Genomic DNA, 14,649 nt, shown 5'->3' on the forward strand with positions numbered 1-14,649 from the left:
CGTTCACGGTGCCAGGTGTGGGGTGTCATCGGTGCTCTCTGCGTGCTCATATGGGAAGGACGAACCCGTTGACGAGTCCCTGGATCTGGTAGATCAGCTGCGTCCACAGCCCAGTGGTCATGGCGATGCCGACGAGGACGAGCACGAGGCCGCCGGCGAGGTTGATGGCGCGGATGTGCCGGCGCACGAACGCGATCGATCCCGTCACCCAGCTCAAGCCCAGTGCGACGAGCAGGAACGGGATCCCCAGCCCCAGGCAGTACATGAACCCCAGCAGTGCGCCGCGGCCCGCGGATCCGCTGCTGAGGCTGAGTGCGGAGATCGCGGCGAGGGTCGGTCCGAAGCAGGGTGTCCAGCCGAGCCCGAACACGACCCCGAGAACCGGGGCTCCTGCGAGTCCCGCGGCCGGCCGCCAGCGGGGTGTGAAGGAGCGTTGCAGGATCCCGATCTGGCCGACGAACACGAGACCCATGAGGATCACGAACACCCCGAGGATGCGGGTCACGACGTCCTGCCATTGCAGCAACCACACGCTCAGGGCCCCGAACAGAGCCCCGTACGCGATGAACACGACCGCGAAGCCGGCCACGAACAAGCCCACGCCGAGCAGGAGACGCCGCCGGCCCGTTGTCGCGTTTGCATCGGCGAGACCGCCGACGTAGCCGAGGTAGCCCGGCACGAGCGGAAGCACACACGGGGACACGAACGACACCAGGCCCGCGAGCAGTGCGATGGGAATCGCGAGCAGGAGCTGCCCGTCGAACACGGTCTCCGCCCACGTCATGGCGCGGTCTCCAGGACGGTGCTAATCAGGGCGTTCAGCACCGACTTCTCGGCAAGCCCCGTCACCCGCGCGGCGAGGCGGCCCTGCCCGTCGAGGATGATCGTCGAGGGGACCGCGTTGGGGGCGATCTTCCCGGCGAAGGCGAGCTGCACGGCACTGTCGGTGGTGTCGATGATGGATGGGTAAGTGATGCCGAACTGGGTCGCGAATGCCCGGGCGGTGTCGGCCTCGTCGCGGACGTTCACGCCGAGGAATGCGACGCCCTGGTCCTGGTACTGCTGGTTCAGCGCTTCCAGATCCGGTGCTTCCAGGCGGCACGGCGGGCATTCGGCGTACCAGAAGTTCACGACGAGGATCCGGCCGGCGTAGTCCGTCGATGCCACCGGGTCCCCGTGCTCGGTGACGCCCTGGAACACGATGGGGTCGGCTCGGTTCTCGACCGGGATCTCGATGACTGTTCCGTCGCCGGCGATGTAGTTCTTCGTCGACCCGTCGCTGTACTGCTGCGCGAGAGGGTCGTTGCTCGTGCATCCGGTCACACCGATGCCCACCATGAGTGCGATGGCGGCAGCAAGGAGACCGCGAGCGGATGTCCGGGTGCGGGTGATGTGCGGCATCAGGTCCCCGGGCAGGTGAAGGTGCCGCGGATGCCGTCCTGGACGCCGGGCCCAAGCTCCGCGCAGACGCCGATGTCGCCCTCGAGAACGGCACGGAAGTAGAAGACACCGCCGATGAACGCGCCCGTGGTGACCAGGCCCACGATCAGCCCAGCCAGCGCCGCGGTGTTCTTCTCACCTGCCCGGCGGGACCGGATCAGCGCCACCAGGCTGATGATCAGACCGACCGGTCCCGCGACACAGGACAGGATCAGCCCCAGCACGGCGACGGACTTCACGTTCGGTCCCGGCGTGGGCGGAGCTGCCACGACGGTCGGGCCGGCGGCGAGCTGCTGTCGTCGGCGCTTCTTGCTGGAGTTAGCCATTGTTCAGGGCGCTCTGCACGGCCAGGTCGAGGTCCTCGAACGCGTTCAGGCCGATCATCTTCCCGTCGACGAAGAAGGTCGGGGTGCCGGTGACGCCGAGAGCTGTTCCCTCCGCACGGTCGCTGATGACCCGCTCCAGGGTGGCCGGATCGGCCACGGCGGCGTCGAACGCAGTCATGTCCAAGCCGAGCTCCTCGGCGAAGCCACGGAACCGGTCCGCCTCGGAGGTCTGCTTCTCGCCCCACTCCAGCTGCGTCTCGTACATCTTCGAGTACATCGCCTGCATCTGGTCCTGTTGCGCGGCGGCTTCCACGGCGACGGCCGCGTTCTCGGAGTTGCGGTGAGAGGGGATGGGGAAGTACCGGACGGCGACGTTGATCTGGCCGGCGTACTTCTCCCGCATCTGCTCGACGTACGGGTACATCGCCGCGCATGCCTCGCATTCGAAGTCGAGGAACTCCACCACGGTGATGGCGTCGTCACCGACCTGGTCGAGGTACCGGGTGTCCTCGCGGAGGAGCTCTGCGGTCGTGGGCGCGACGGTGGGGTCCGCCGTCAACGCTTGGGGGGTGTCGGTGCGGGTGCTGTTGGAGGCGACGACCGCGATGATGACGCCGGCGATGGCCAGTAGAACTATGAGGGCGACGATGAGCTGCTTCTTCAGCATGTTCAGGATCCTTGGGTGAAGTCGATGACGGATGAGAGATCAAGGCCGGGTGGCGGTGCAGCACGTATGTGCGCGCCGCGAGAGACCTGCGTCGTGTAGCTCCCGCGCGGGAACTCGAGCGCGCACCGTGTGCCTCGGGGCCCGCCACGAAGGCACAGGCCAGCCCAGCGGCAGGACGGGAGGAGCGCGCCCTCACCCCCGAGCCCGTGGTGGGCGGGAGATGCGAGCTGGAGCGGGGCAGCTGCTCCTAGATGCGGGCGATGCTCAACGCGGTGAGCCCGGCGAATACCGAGCGGTCGCGGTAGAAGGCATGAACAGGCACAGGCGGCATCGGCCCGGTGCCGGCAAGAGCGAGTGCGGCACGTCCCCGTACCCGGATGACCAGGGCAGCGAGAGCGGCAACACAGAGCAAGGCGAGCAACCCGCAGGTCAACGCGTCACCAGAGTCAGCGAAGAAGGCGCCGACTGCGTCCACGGGTACAGGCGCCGCGGAGTCCTGCGCACCGCTGGCGGATGCCATCAGCACCGAAGGGGAGCTGGCGACGGTCGCCGCTGCGGCCGTGTCGATGGTGTCATCGGCGAGAGCATGCAGACCCACGACCGCGACGAGCACTGCGGCCGTCACGGACAGGAGGATCGTCCAGAGCTGAACCGTCCAGCGCAGGCGCGACGGCAGGGAAGCCCGAACGAACATCGGATCTCCCTCCGCGGCAACCGCCGTCACGTGACCAGCTCGATCAGGGCCCAGGGTAGCCAACGGCAATCCGGGACAGCTGACTGCGGGCACTCGTCTAGACGCTCTCCACCAACCATGCCACAATCTTCGCATGCATGAAGATACGCAGGAGCAGGAGCAGCATCTGGATGAGGCGTTCGTCGAGGTGGCGGTGGAGGTGTTCTCCATGCTCGCCGACGCGACCCGAGTCCGGATGATCCTCGCGCTCGGCGAGGAGGAGCTCTCGGTGAACCATCTCGCCGATCTCGTCGACAAGTCCCCGACTGCTGTGTCCCAGCATCTGGCGAAGCTGAGGATGGCGCGGATGGTCTCGACCCGGCAGGCGGGCAATCGGGTCTTTTACCGACTCGCGAACGACCACGCCAGCAAGCTCGTGCAGGACGCGATCTTCCAGGCCGAGCACTCCGTCGGCGGAGTCATCCGCCACCACCACGAAGGACAGTGACATGGGCGCGGGCCACGACCACGCAGCCGGGCAGAGCGACACTCACCGCACCCGACTCGCCATCGCGTTCGGGATCACCTCAACGATCCTGATCGCGGAGATCATCGGCGCCGTCATCACCGGCAGCCTGTCGCTGCTGGTCGATGCGGCACACATGCTCACCGACGCCGGCGGCCTGTTCATGGCCCTGCTCGCGGCGAACCTCATGCGACGCCCTGCCACCTCTCGGCGCACCTGGGGGTTCCAGCGCGCGGAGGTGCTGGCCGCGACCGCGCAGGCCGCCGTCCTGCTCGCGGTCGGGATGTTCGCCCTCATCGAAGGCGCACGACGGCTCTTCGAACCGCCCGCAGTCCCTTCCGGAGAGCTGCTCGTGTTCGGCATCATCGGCCTGGTCGGCAACATCGCCTCGATCACCGTCCTGACCGCGGGGCGGTCGGCGAACATGAACATGCGGGCCGCGTTCCTGGAGGTCGTCAACGACGCCCTCGGCAGCGTCGCCGTCATCGCCAGCGCGATCATCATCATGACCACCGGCTGGGGCCAGGCCGACGCCCTCGCGGGCATGCTGATCAGCGTCCTCATCATCCCGAGGACCATCAACCTGCTGCGCGAGACCACCGGTGTCCTGATGGAATCAACCCCCAAGGGGTTGGACCTCGACGATGTTCGGCGCCACATCCTCGAGCTCCCGCACGTCTCGGGCGTCCACGACCTGCATGCGTCCCTCGTCGCCACGGGGTTGCCCATCCTCAGCGCGCACGTGACCGTGGAGGAGTCCTGCTTCCAGGACGGCCACGCGCCGGAGATCCTCGATGACCTCCAGAAATGCGTCGCGGAGCACTTCTCGATCAGCGTCGAGCACTCCACGTTCCAGCTCGAACCCGCCCGGCACAGCCAGCACGAACACCACACCCACGCCTGACGACCGGTGGATGTGGGAACGGTCAGCAGCAGTCGCAGGTGTCGACGTCGCGCTCGCCTGTGAGAGCAGACACCGGGGTCTTGCACGCGTCGCCGCGCCAAGCCTCCAGGCCCTCCCGGACGGCGAACACGACGATGACAAGACCCGCGACCGGGTCGGCCCAGGTCCAGCCGAGGGTGAGGTTCAGCACGAGGCCGATGAGCACGGCCGCGGACAGGTAGCTGCAGATCAGGGTCTGCTTCGAGTCGGCGATCGCGGACGCGGAGCCGAGCTCGGTGCCGGTGCGGCGCTCGAGGAGGCTGAGGAACGGCATGATCGCCAAGCTCACAGCCGCGAGCACGATCCCGACGGGCGAGTGGTCCGGCTCACGGATCCCGGTCAGTGCAAGCACGGCGTCGACGCTCACGTAGGCGGCGAGGCCGAAGAAGGACACGGCGATCACACGCAGTGCGACCCGTTCCCGCTTCTCCGGATCCGGCGCCGCGAACTGCCACGCGACAGCGGCTGCCGACAGGACCTCGACGATCGAGTCCAGGCCGAACCCGATCAACGCCGTGGAGGACGCGATGGTGCCGGCGGAGATCGCGATGATCGCCTCGATGACGTTGTAAGTGATGGTGGCTGCGACGATCCACCGGATGCGGCGCTGGAGTACGACGCGGCGGGCCGGGGCCAGGGCAGCGGCGTTTGCCGTCAGGGTGCTCACGCGTTCGTCTCACAGCAGAAGGGCACGTCGCAGTCGTCATCGGTGCACGGGGCGCCATCATCGACCGCGAGCACGACGTCGACCAGCGCGGTCAGCGCCCGGGTCAGGTGCGCGTCGGCGATCTCGTACCTGGTGGACCGACCCTCGGGTACGGCCACGACGATCCCGCACCCGCGCAGGCAGGTGAGGTGGTTGGACACGTTCGAGCGCGTGAGCTGCAGCTCCTCCGCGAGGAGGCTCGGGTACCCCGGGCCGTCGAGCAGGTGCAGCAGGATCCGAGAACGGGTCGGGTCAGCCATCGCCCGGCCGAGACGGTTCATCACGTCTACCCGTGAAGCAAGTGTCAGCATACGCTGACCATACAGCAGTCACTGAACCAATGGCGAGGCTGAGCCCAAGCGCTCATCCTCGAACGCACGGATGCGCCGACAGGATCCCTCCCACTTTTGCCGCCACATATCGGCGCAACCCACACAGGTAGGTGGTCCGGCATCTATTCCGGCGAGGGGGCCCCACCTGAGACAATAAGTCCATGGCTGGACAGCTCATCGGGTACGCCCGCGTCTCGACCGACGAACAGGACGTCACCGCGCAGCGGGACGCCTTGACCGCTCTCGGCATTACGCCGGAGCGGATCTACGTCGACCACGGCCTCACCGGCACGAACCGGAACCGTCCCGAGCTTGGGAAGGCGCTCGAGGCGTGCTGGGCCGGCGACACGTTCGTGGTCACCAAGCTCGACCGGCTCGCCCGCTCGATCAGTGACGCCCGCACCATCGCCGACGAACTCGCGGCCAAGGGCGTCGCGCTGAACATCGGCGGATCCGTGCACGACCCGACCGACCCGACCGGGCGGCTCCTGTTCAACATGCTCGCGATGTTTGCCGAGTTCGAGTCCGACCTCATCCGCGCGCGCACGCGCGAGGGCATGAAGGTCGCCGCTAAGAAGGGCAAGCTCAAGGGCGGCAAGCCCAAGCTCTCCCCCGCCGCCGAACGACACCTCGTCGCCCTGTACCGGGCCGGCGATCACTCGATCAGTGAGCTGTGCGACCTGTTCTCGATCGGCCGCGCCACCGTCTACCGCGCAGTGGACCGCCACCCGGCCGAGGACGATACGGCCGTGACGCTGCCGCGGGTCGACACGTGATCGACCCCGGCGCGGCCGCCGTCGTCGCATCGCTCGTGGCTGTTCTCGTGGGGCTCGGCGCCCCGCTCCTCAACCATCGCAGCGCGCTTACCCAACAACGCGCGCACGAGAGCGCCACGGCCCTAGCCCGAGCTCTCCAGATCGTCACCGTCAATAGCCAAGGCGCCACGGACACCATCTTCAATCTCACAGAGGCGCGCATACCGGGCGCGGGTGCTCACGACCCCGTGACAGGTGAGCCCAATGATCCCTACGCTCCCCGACCCCGATCGGCGCATGATCGCTCGCACGAAGAGCTCGCCGAGGCAGAAGCCCTCATCGCCGTCTACGGATCCCCTGGCATCGTCACAGCGCATGAACGCTGGGCTAGGGCCCTCGAACGCGTGGAGGAGCTCATCTTGAACGCCGAATCGTGGTACTTCGAGGGAGAACGGCGCGCAACGGCGGCCGACTTCGAAGAGGCGAGCACTCGGGAGAAGGACGCACGTGCGCAGCTTCGTGAGCTCCTTCGCAGCGCCCTCAGGGACGGCCGGCGGGGCTGACGCCAAGCGTCGCCGCGCGGTGCCGCGGCAACCGGATGACTTCATCTTCAACAGCGTCCTACAATGTCGCCGTGCCCGATCTAATTCCAGGACGTATCCGAGCCGCCTTCCGTGACGACGCGGCTGGCTCCACCCTCGCTGTCATAAGCCGAAACTGGGAAGCCGAAGGCTTTACTCCGTCAAACCGCGGGCAGCAAGAGCAGGGCGAGCGCCGCACGCTGTGGCGCTCCTACGAGGATTCGGTCGATTGGACACGCACTGATGACGTTGCACGAGCACTCCGAGTCTTCGAAAGTACAATCCTCGATACTCCCGACGAATATCTAGCGCGAATCAAGCGCTTGCTGGCGCGCGATGGATGGGAAATTGATCAGAATCGCACGATCCACCGCATTAGCCCGCTCCTAGGCGAACTGTCAGGCATTGCAACCCTTCGCGATCCAAGCGGAATCCTCGACGCCTTCCGCAGGGCGGAACTGCTACTTGGCGAGAACCCAGCGGGCGTCGTAGGAGCCAGTAAGGAACTCATTGAAGCCACAGCTAAGACGGTGCTGACCGAACTTGGAGAAGTGGTAGATCCCAAAGCGGACATCCCTGATCTGGTCGCAACCGTTCAAAAACGACTCGGCTTGCATCCCGCTGGACTCGATCGAGACGCGCATGCCACCATGGCCTCGCGAAAAATACTTGGCGGAGCCAGCGCCATTGCTCTTGGCGTGAATGAGCTTCGCAACAAGGGCGGCGGCGCTGGACATGGCCAACAGGCCGCGCCACGATTGGCTCCACGACACGCACGCCTGGCCCTCAACGCAGCTAGGACCTGGTGTGAGCTTGTACTCGACACGTACGGCGACGAGCAAGCGCCTTGGAGCCGTTCTAAGGCATAGCATCCGCCGGCATGACCCCAACGCAAAAATCGTATGCTCATGCCTGGCGGCCTCGCGGGCGCAGGTACGATCACCGGCTCATTTTTCAGCGTCAGCGCCGCGCCGAGACTTCACAAACCCGACACGAGCACTACGCCTGCGCCTGCGCCTGCGCCTGCGCCTGCGCCTGCGCCTGCGCCTGCGCCTGCGCCTGCGCGAGTCTGGTGGCTCGAACCCGCCAATGCAGTTGCGGGCACTGATCAAAACGACTTTAATACAACCATGGACGCCGCGAAAGCATTACATTCGATTGAAACTGCTATACGGCTGATCATATTGCAAGTCTATGGAAGCGCTTGGTTGTCAAAGCCCGGAGCCCCATCTATTGACGACCTGGAACAAAGGCGCGTCGAGGAGGACAAGCGTAGAAACGGCGTCGTCGTGTCTTCCGAGCTTCTTGATTACTCGATGTTGTTCACGATGAGCGCAATGATCCTTCGCAACTGGGAGGATTTCAAAGTCGTATTTGATGACAAGAAGCGCACGGAAGTCTACTTCGGCGTGGTCGAAGATGTGCGGAATGCCCTCGCACATAGTCGCCCGCTGGTCACTTTCGAGGAGCGCTTACTTGCAGGAGTGGAAGGACACATCAGAGCTATGGTGACTGAATATCGAAGCGCGAACGGGTCTGGTAGCGACCAGTACTACCCGCGTATTGAACGCATTGCTGACAATATGGGGAATATCGCCGATCCTAGCTCGTCTATATATCCGCCCGTGGGTCGCCTTGAAGTAGGGGATATAATTACATTCAAGGGCTCCGCCTATGACTCACGCGGGGATGACGTCTTATGGTACATCAATGCTCTTGCCGGTTCCGCACCGCCAAGGAGAATAGAAGTAACAGATAGTAGCGCCGCAGGACATGACGTTGAGTTCAGCTACGAAGTGCAGGACCGTGACGTGTCGGAGCGCTTACTAATCGCCATCTCCATCGCGACCTCTCGCTCATACCACCGATACCGCGATGGGGCACCGTCATACCCAGGGATCCTTGAATACGACGACGTTCGATACATCAATTATTCAGTGAATCCGCCCCTCGACTAGTTGGGCTCTCAAGTAAGCCCGCGGGCGCTTGTCGTGCCTAGACGCCCCATAGGGGCACTGGGATCCTAGGGGCATGTTTCAGCCTCAAAACCTCGCCCGGACCGCCCGCATCACGAACGCGATGGTGTGGTTCGGCCTCGCGGTGTTCTTCCTCGGCTTCGCCGGAGAGCGCACCTACGCTGCCTTCACGGCTGGCGGCGGCGTCCTGGTCGGATGGGTCCTCCTCGTCGCCGCCGGAGCGCTCATGGTCACGCTCGGCACGATCGAGGTCGTGCGTCTGCGCCGCCTCGGGCGCGCCGCCGCGGGCAAGTAGACGAGGCTGAGCGCATGTGTGGACGCTTCGTCGTGACCCGGGCCTCCGGGGATCTCCTGCCCGATCTGCTGGATGCGTTCGATCCGATGCGGGATGACTTCGACGTCGCGCCGACGCGCGACGTCGCGCTCGTGCGCAAGCGCGAGGGCGAGCGGTCGATGCCGGCCGTGCACTGGGGGTTCGTGCCCGGGTGGGCGAAGGACTTCACGAAGCAGCGGCCTCAGCCGATCAACGCTCGGATCGAGACCGTGTCGACGTCGCCCATGTTCCGGAAGTCGTTCGCGACGGCGCGGGCGATCATCCCGGCGGCCGGCTACTACGAGTGGGTGGTGACCGAAACTGGCAAGCAGCCGCACTTCATCCATCAGCCGGACGCCGCGCTCGCGATGGCCGGCATCGTCTCCGCCTGGCCGGATCCGACCAAGGAGGAGGACGACCCGGACAAGTGGCGCCTCCCGATGGCGATCATCACCCGTGACGCGCACGTGGCACCGGGCGACGTCCTCGACCGGATGCCTGCGTGCCTGACGCCGGACGCCTACGACGACTGGCTCGGCGACCACCTGCCGGTAGAGGACCTGCTCAAGCTCCTCGACCGGGAGTCACTCCAGGTCGCGCACGACCTGGAGCACTACGAGGTGACCCGAGACGTGAACAGCGTGCGGAACAACCGGCCGGATCTCGTCGACCCGCTCCCGTCCTGACCGGCCGCATCTCCCCGGCTCCCTAGACTCCGAGTACACCTATCTACTGCCGGGGGGGCACGCATGGCGAAGAAGACCACCACACAGCTCGTCGACGACATCGACGGCACCGTCCTCGGAGAGGACGGGAGCACGGTGTCGTTCTCCGTCGACGGCGTGGACTACGAGATCGACCTCGGCGCCGAGCACGCGGACGAGCTGCGTGAGGCGTTCGCGCCGTATATAGGTGCCGGCCGGAAGGCTGCCGGCGGTCGCCGCGGACCGGCGCCGCGGCCGCTGTCGAAGGCCGCAACGAGCGGTGACGCGGCCGAGCGCAGCGAGGCACGCGCCTGGCTCCGCGACAACGGACACAAGGTCGGCGTGCGCGGGCGGATCTCCGCGGAGCTGATCGCGCTGTTCCGCAACCGGTAGAGGCAGGCGGCGACGCCCTCCCCGCCCGAGGGCGGGAAGGGACGCCACGCTATCGCTGGGATCAGAACCCGAGGTAGGGCCTGAGCAGCTCCCACGCGACCCGGGCGACGATGTGGGTGGCTACGCCAACCAGTCCTGTCAGTGCCCAGTCGGTGGTGCTCTTCTTGGGCTTCGGAATGTCACTCAAGGGCTGCACCTCCTTCCTGCTACTGCGCGCATTGGAAGGAACTGTGCTTCGGAGAGCCCACCTTGCAGGGAGCGAAGGGGGTGGCATAACATCTACCTGTCACGACGGATGTTGTACCCATCCGAAGTTGCTCTTACCAAAGAGCGGATGATCAAAGTTGTTGCGAGAGGCCCACTGCCAGGTGGGCCTTTCGTGTACCTCTGGTCCGCCGGATCCGATGACGCTGGTTCCGAGGCCCGCACAGCCGGCCTGCAGATCAGTCTCAGGGCACCTACCGCCAGATGGCAAGCCCGACGCGCCGACGAGCGCAAAAGAACTAGATGAAGCGAAGTCCTGGTCAAATCATGATTTGAATAGGATCCTGCACACCTGGCCGGGATCCTGCACACCTCACTCCAGGCACGCGCTTCACGCTGCTAGGTGCGCTCCCCCTGTCGGTGCGCCCTCATACGCTGGTCGACGAGCGTGGCCGGATGCTCCTACATCGACTCGATCGACGAAGGAGACCACCGGTGAGCAAGGTCAAAGGCAAGCTCGACGGCATCGACAGCCTCGTGCGCAGCACGGGACAGCACCCGTGGGCGCACCTCGAGGCTGGCTACTGGCGGGTGCAGGTCGAGGACCAACCGGTCCTCGGGTACGTGATGCGGCAACGAGCGGAGCTCGGCGACCCGTTCACGTTCGAGATCTACGCAGACGCACGGAACGCGCGCGGACAGCGGATCTGGGTGCGCCGCGAGGACTCGCTGAACTCCTCGGTGGCGTGGATGATGCAGAACGCCGATCGGCTCGTCAGCTTCGCCGCACGATCACGGCGGGCCGAGGACGAGGAACTGGACCAGGAGCCCGAGCACACCGACCCCAATGAGAGCCCAGACGAGGCGCACGATCCGGGGGTCCTTCTCGGGAACCCCCTTACGGCGAAATAGTACCGCGCGACCGACGATGACGTAGCCGATGATCAGCGCCAGGAACGAGGGGCTGAACACGAGGATGAAGTGGCCCCAGGACATATGCGTCAGCGTACGGGGCGGACGCAGAAGGGGACGTGCTCGGCCATGATCCGCAGGCGGATCTGGTCGACGGCTGCTCAACTCAAAACGGTCCACTTCACCGGTTGGCCTTGGGGCGCTTAGACCAAGGTCCTGAGACGGAGAACGGTCAGGTTGCTGTGTCGTCGTCGGTCCAGTCCAGCGCGGCGATGATCTGGTCAGCACCCGGCAGCGCTTCCTGTTCGGCCGCCGGCAGCGTCTCGTACGTGTACGTCGACACGGCCATCGGCGCCGATGCCTGTCCGAGCGCGTAGCGCACGGTGTGCTCGTTTCGGCTGCCGCAGATGAGGATCCCGACTGTGGGCCGGTGGAACTCGCGGCGCATCTTGTCGTCGACGACGGCGACGTAGAAGCCCAGCTGGCCGGCGAAGGCGGGTTCGAACTTGCCGGTCTTAAGCTCGATGACGACGTAGCGGAGCTGCTCTGTGTGGAAGAAGAGGAGGTCGACGTAGAAGTCGTCACCGTCGACGTCGAAGTGCACCTGCCGGCCGACGAACGCGAAGCCGGCGCCGAGCTCGCGGAGGGTGTCGACGATCCGATCCATGAGCGCCTGCTCGAGCTCGCGTTCGGAGACCTCGTCGGTGAGGTCGAGAAAGTCGAAGACGTAGGGGTCCTTGCCGAGCTCGCGGGCGAGGTCGGAGTCGGCGGGGGCGAGCTGGCCGGCGAAGTTGGTCGGCGGGGCCCCGGTCCGTTCGAGGGTCCGGTTCATGATCTGGTTCGTGAGCACGTTGCGCGACCAGCCGTGTTCGGCGGCGCGAGCTGCGTACCAGTCGCGTGCCGCGCGGTCGTCGAGCTTGCCGAGGAGGACGGTGACGTGCCCCCAGGGAAGTTGTCCAACAGCCTGTTGGACAACTTCGGCACGGTCGGGCCACGCCTCCGCGAAGGCGCGCATGTAGAAGAGGTTCGAACGGGAGAAGCCCTTCATCGAGGGGAACTCCGCGCGGAGGTCTCCGGCGAGGCGCGCGACGACGGCACTCCCCCAGCCCTCATCCTCCTGGCGCTCCAGGATGACGTGGCCGATCGACCAGTACAGCTCGATGAGCTGCGTGTTGACGCGACGCTGCGCCGTGAGCTGCGCCGTTCGAACCTGCTGCTTCAGCGCGGCGAGGACGCTGGCGTAGTCGGTCGGCAGCGGCAGCATCTCGGACACCGGATCAGGCTAGTCGCCGCGGCTCGTTCGGTACGTCTGGCTGGTCACTGCCGGCGGTATGCGTCCCGGATGGCCTTCTCCACCACCGCACGCTGCGTCTGCGGCCCGTCGCCGGTGTCTCGCCCTTCGGAGACGGCACGGTCGATTAGCTCGAGCACGTCGGGTGCGAGCCGGGTGCTGAACGGGATGGCGACCTCGCGGCGGGTGTTGCCACGCGAAGGCGCCGGGGCCGGGGCCGCTGCAGCCACGGGCGTGGAATCCGCTGCGGGTGCCGCCGCGGGGGTAGCTGCCGCAGCGGCAGCTGGCGAGGTCACCGAGTCGGGCTCACGTCGGTAGTCGACAGGGTCGATCCGCTCGTCCGGAGCGGGCTGTGCGCGCCGGCGAGCACGGAGGTCAGCGGGCCGGTCCGGCTGCGTGTCGGTCATCGGATCACCTGGTCGGCGATGGCGCTGTATGCGTCGAGCACGGGGGCCCCTTTCCTGAAGTTTCCGTACCACTCCCCCGTGAGGCGGACCTCTTGGACGATCGCCCGCTGGGGCACGAGAGGGAGAAGGAGCATGCCGGTCTCGCGGAGCTCGTCGATGCTCGCGACCGCCGGTCGGGACATGATCGTGTCGCTCACTCCCCCGACGACGATGCCTGCTTCTTGGAGCGTGACGGGTGCTCCGATGCGTGCGCGGCTGTGTCGGAACTGCTCGACCGTCCGTCGGGCACCGCTGACGCCGTCAATCCCGTCGCTGGTAGCCGTGGACGCGTAGACGACGGTGTCGGCGGCATTCAGCGCGGCCAGGGTCAGGGGTCCGCCCTGACGATTGGGGCAGTCGATGACGACGAGGTCGGCTTGGACATCCTCGAGGGACGTCCGCAGTCGGAGCTCGGCGTGGTCGGCACGGTCCGCCTCGCGATTGGAGACGTTGCGCGCCGAGGGAATGACACGGAGGCGGTCCGACCATGTCGTCGAAACGGCGATGTCCTCTGCCCATCCCTCGGGGTTCTCGTCACCGAGGATGGCACCCACGTGCAGTCCCTCTTCGGTGGGCGCTACGTCCAGCCATTTCGTCGACGCGGCGCGAGGGTCGAGGTCCACAAGGAGCGTGCGGAGACCTCGCGTCGCGGCAATCATCGCGAGCGACACCGCCGTGGTGGTCTTCGAGACGCCGCCGGACTCGCTGTACACCATGACAGTTTGCATGCAAGCAAGTATGCCTGCTGCGTTGGCAGCCTGCAAGTATGCAGAGATGCCACCTGTCATGCACACATGCATGCCCGACAGCATGCATGCCAGCCCGCTGGTCATCTTTCATGCGGTCTGGCTTGCCTGCAAGCATGCAAGTACTTGACGTAGTGTGGTCAAAGCGCTTCTTTTGTCAATCGCTGGTTCCCACAAGTTCTTGCATGCATGCATGCATGGACGTGGGCAACGGGGGAGCGGCGCTACTGAGCCTGCCTACGCACTTCTCATCGAAGCCGCCGCCAGCTCATCTCGCCGTACTTCGCGCGGATCGCGGCACTCGTCGGTAAGCAGGAGCGCTCCTGGCGCGTGCAATCAGAAGTCGCTGTCCTGGATCCCCAAGCGAACCCTCGTCGCTTGAGCTTCCTCGCGAGGGAGCCACTCGAAGTCATACCGTCCGGTCCTCGACCTTTCGGCAGCGACATCCACTTCCAGGTATCCGGATTGGATCTCCTGCAGGGCGAGGTACGGCTCGTAATCCTCCTGAGACCGCTCCCGGGTCCCGTCCTCCCAAACGACGATGTACCAGATCCACCACTTCCACTGCCGGTCGAACAGGCCGTGATAGGTCCCCCGCACGAAGGCGACGTGACCGACCCGGACACCATCACGGGACAAGACGCCGACGCCGTCGTCGAAGGGCTCGAACGCAGCGTCAGGGACAGGGGGCAACATGGAGCGCACGGACTCACCG

General features: G+C 65.9%; 21 protein-coding genes. 10 read left to right on the forward strand and 11 right to left on the reverse strand.

What is annotated here, in order from left to right:
• Positions 1 to 46: 46 nt before the first annotated feature.
• The 5 genes from AC07VC_RS14270 to AC07VC_RS14290 all read right to left on the reverse strand — a co-directional run bounded on the left by AC07VC_RS14270 (position 47) and on the right by AC07VC_RS14290 (position 3,127).
• The gene (locus tag AC07VC_RS14270) at positions 47 to 784 is read right to left on the reverse strand and encodes a cytochrome c biogenesis CcdA family protein (RefSeq protein ID WP_494676654.1); all 738 of its coding nucleotides are present in this window, start codon (positions 782 to 784) and stop codon (positions 47 to 49) included.
• Positions 781 to 1,401, reverse strand: coding sequence for a TlpA disulfide reductase family protein (locus AC07VC_RS14275; protein WP_494676653.1), 621 nt, complete (start codon positions 1,399 to 1,401; stop codon positions 781 to 783). The genes AC07VC_RS14270 and AC07VC_RS14275 overlap by 4 nt, the downstream gene beginning before the upstream one ends.
• The gene (locus tag AC07VC_RS14280) at positions 1,401 to 1,679 is read right to left on the reverse strand and encodes a hypothetical protein (protein ID WP_494676652.1); all 279 of its coding nucleotides are present in this window, start codon (positions 1,677 to 1,679) and stop codon (positions 1,401 to 1,403) included. Before AC07VC_RS14280 ends, AC07VC_RS14275 begins: the two co-directional genes overlap by 1 nt.
• Positions 1,680 to 1,758: 79 nt before the next feature.
• Complete coding sequence (locus AC07VC_RS14285) at positions 1,759 to 2,433, reverse strand: DsbA family protein (protein ID WP_494676651.1); 675 nt, start codon at positions 2,431 to 2,433, stop codon at positions 1,759 to 1,761.
• A 247-nt stretch (positions 2,434 to 2,680) separates the two neighbouring features.
• Positions 2,681 to 3,127, reverse strand: coding sequence for a hypothetical protein (locus AC07VC_RS14290; RefSeq protein ID WP_494676650.1), 447 nt, complete (start codon positions 3,125 to 3,127; stop codon positions 2,681 to 2,683).
• Between the two features lie 133 nt (positions 3,128 to 3,260).
• Here AC07VC_RS14290 and AC07VC_RS14295 point away from each other — a divergent pair, with 133 nt between their 5' ends.
• Complete coding sequence (locus tag AC07VC_RS14295; RefSeq protein ID WP_494676649.1) at positions 3,261 to 3,614, forward strand: ArsR/SmtB family transcription factor; 354 nt, start codon at positions 3,261 to 3,263, stop codon at positions 3,612 to 3,614.
• 1 nt (position 3,615) lies between these two features.
• A complete protein-coding gene (locus tag AC07VC_RS14300; protein WP_494676648.1) occupies positions 3,616 to 4,536 on the forward strand; it encodes a cation diffusion facilitator family transporter in 921 nt (306 codons plus the stop codon).
• Between the two features lie 22 nt (positions 4,537 to 4,558).
• On the opposite strand, the gene AC07VC_RS14305 is transcribed toward AC07VC_RS14300, so the two are convergent.
• Together AC07VC_RS14305 and cmtR are read right to left on the reverse strand one after the other, a co-directional pair.
• Entirely contained in the window at positions 4,559 to 5,242 is a 684-nt protein-coding gene (locus AC07VC_RS14305) for a cation diffusion facilitator family transporter (protein ID WP_494676647.1), read from the reverse strand.
• Positions 5,239 to 5,592 (reverse strand): Cd(II)/Pb(II)-sensing metalloregulatory transcriptional regulator CmtR, encoded by a 354-nt coding sequence (gene cmtR, locus AC07VC_RS14310; protein ID WP_494676646.1) that lies wholly within the window; start codon positions 5,590 to 5,592, stop codon positions 5,239 to 5,241. The genes AC07VC_RS14305 and cmtR overlap by 4 nt, the downstream gene beginning before the upstream one ends.
• 182 nt (positions 5,593 to 5,774) lie before the next feature.
• On the opposite strand from cmtR, the gene AC07VC_RS14315 reads away from it, so the two are divergent.
• From AC07VC_RS14315 to AC07VC_RS14350, 8 genes are all read left to right on the forward strand, one after another.
• Positions 5,775 to 6,389: a recombinase family protein gene (locus tag AC07VC_RS14315; protein WP_494676645.1), complete on the forward strand. Its 615-nt coding sequence runs from the start codon at positions 5,775 to 5,777 to the stop codon at positions 6,387 to 6,389.
• Positions 6,386 to 6,931 carry a hypothetical protein gene (locus AC07VC_RS14320; protein ID WP_494676644.1) on the forward strand — a complete coding sequence of 182 codons (546 nt, stop codon included), beginning with the start codon at positions 6,386 to 6,388 and terminating at the stop codon, positions 6,929 to 6,931. The genes AC07VC_RS14315 and AC07VC_RS14320 overlap by 4 nt, the downstream gene beginning before the upstream one ends.
• A gap of 71 nt (positions 6,932 to 7,002) precedes the next feature.
• A complete protein-coding gene (locus AC07VC_RS14325; protein WP_494676643.1) occupies positions 7,003 to 7,818 on the forward strand; it encodes an abortive infection family protein in 816 nt (271 codons plus the stop codon).
• A 39-nt stretch (positions 7,819 to 7,857) separates the two neighbouring features.
• Positions 7,858 to 8,907, forward strand: a complete 1,050-nt coding sequence (locus AC07VC_RS14330) for a hypothetical protein (protein WP_494676642.1) — start codon at positions 7,858 to 7,860, stop codon at positions 8,905 to 8,907.
• 73 nt (positions 8,908 to 8,980) lie between these two features.
• The gene (locus AC07VC_RS14335) at positions 8,981 to 9,220 is read left to right on the forward strand and encodes a hypothetical protein (RefSeq protein ID WP_494676641.1); all 240 of its coding nucleotides are present in this window, start codon (positions 8,981 to 8,983) and stop codon (positions 9,218 to 9,220) included.
• A 14-nt stretch (positions 9,221 to 9,234) separates the two neighbouring features.
• Positions 9,235 to 9,924, forward strand: coding sequence for an SOS response-associated peptidase (locus AC07VC_RS14340; protein WP_494676640.1), 690 nt, complete (start codon positions 9,235 to 9,237; stop codon positions 9,922 to 9,924).
• Positions 9,925 to 9,987: 63 nt separating this feature from the next.
• Positions 9,988 to 10,335 carry a histone-like nucleoid-structuring protein Lsr2 gene (locus tag AC07VC_RS14345; protein WP_494676639.1) on the forward strand — a complete coding sequence of 116 codons (348 nt, stop codon included), beginning with the start codon at positions 9,988 to 9,990 and terminating at the stop codon, positions 10,333 to 10,335.
• Positions 10,336 to 11,034: 699 nt separating this feature from the next.
• Complete coding sequence (locus AC07VC_RS14350; RefSeq protein WP_494676638.1) at positions 11,035 to 11,451, forward strand: hypothetical protein; 417 nt, start codon at positions 11,035 to 11,037, stop codon at positions 11,449 to 11,451.
• A 232-nt stretch (positions 11,452 to 11,683) separates the two neighbouring features.
• Here AC07VC_RS14350 and AC07VC_RS14355 read toward each other — a convergent pair whose 3' ends face one another.
• From AC07VC_RS14355 to AC07VC_RS14370, 4 genes are all read right to left on the reverse strand, one after another.
• The gene (locus AC07VC_RS14355; RefSeq protein ID WP_494676690.1) at positions 11,684 to 12,715 is read right to left on the reverse strand and encodes a PDDEXK nuclease domain-containing protein; all 1,032 of its coding nucleotides are present in this window, start codon (positions 12,713 to 12,715) and stop codon (positions 11,684 to 11,686) included.
• 53 nt (positions 12,716 to 12,768) lie between these two features.
• Positions 12,769 to 13,149: a hypothetical protein gene (locus tag AC07VC_RS14360; protein ID WP_494676637.1), complete on the reverse strand. Its 381-nt coding sequence runs from the start codon at positions 13,147 to 13,149 to the stop codon at positions 12,769 to 12,771.
• Positions 13,146 to 13,916, reverse strand: coding sequence for a ParA family protein (locus AC07VC_RS14365; RefSeq protein WP_119372054.1), 771 nt, complete (start codon positions 13,914 to 13,916; stop codon positions 13,146 to 13,148). Before AC07VC_RS14365 ends, AC07VC_RS14360 begins: the two co-directional genes overlap by 4 nt.
• A gap of 354 nt (positions 13,917 to 14,270) precedes the next feature.
• Positions 14,271 to 14,639, reverse strand: coding sequence for a hypothetical protein (locus AC07VC_RS14370; RefSeq protein ID WP_494676636.1), 369 nt, complete (start codon positions 14,637 to 14,639; stop codon positions 14,271 to 14,273).
• Between the last annotated feature and the right edge of the window lie 10 nt (positions 14,640 to 14,649).

The sequence above is a fragment of the Clavibacter sp. GW821-FHT01D01 genome, assembly GCF_059422605.1.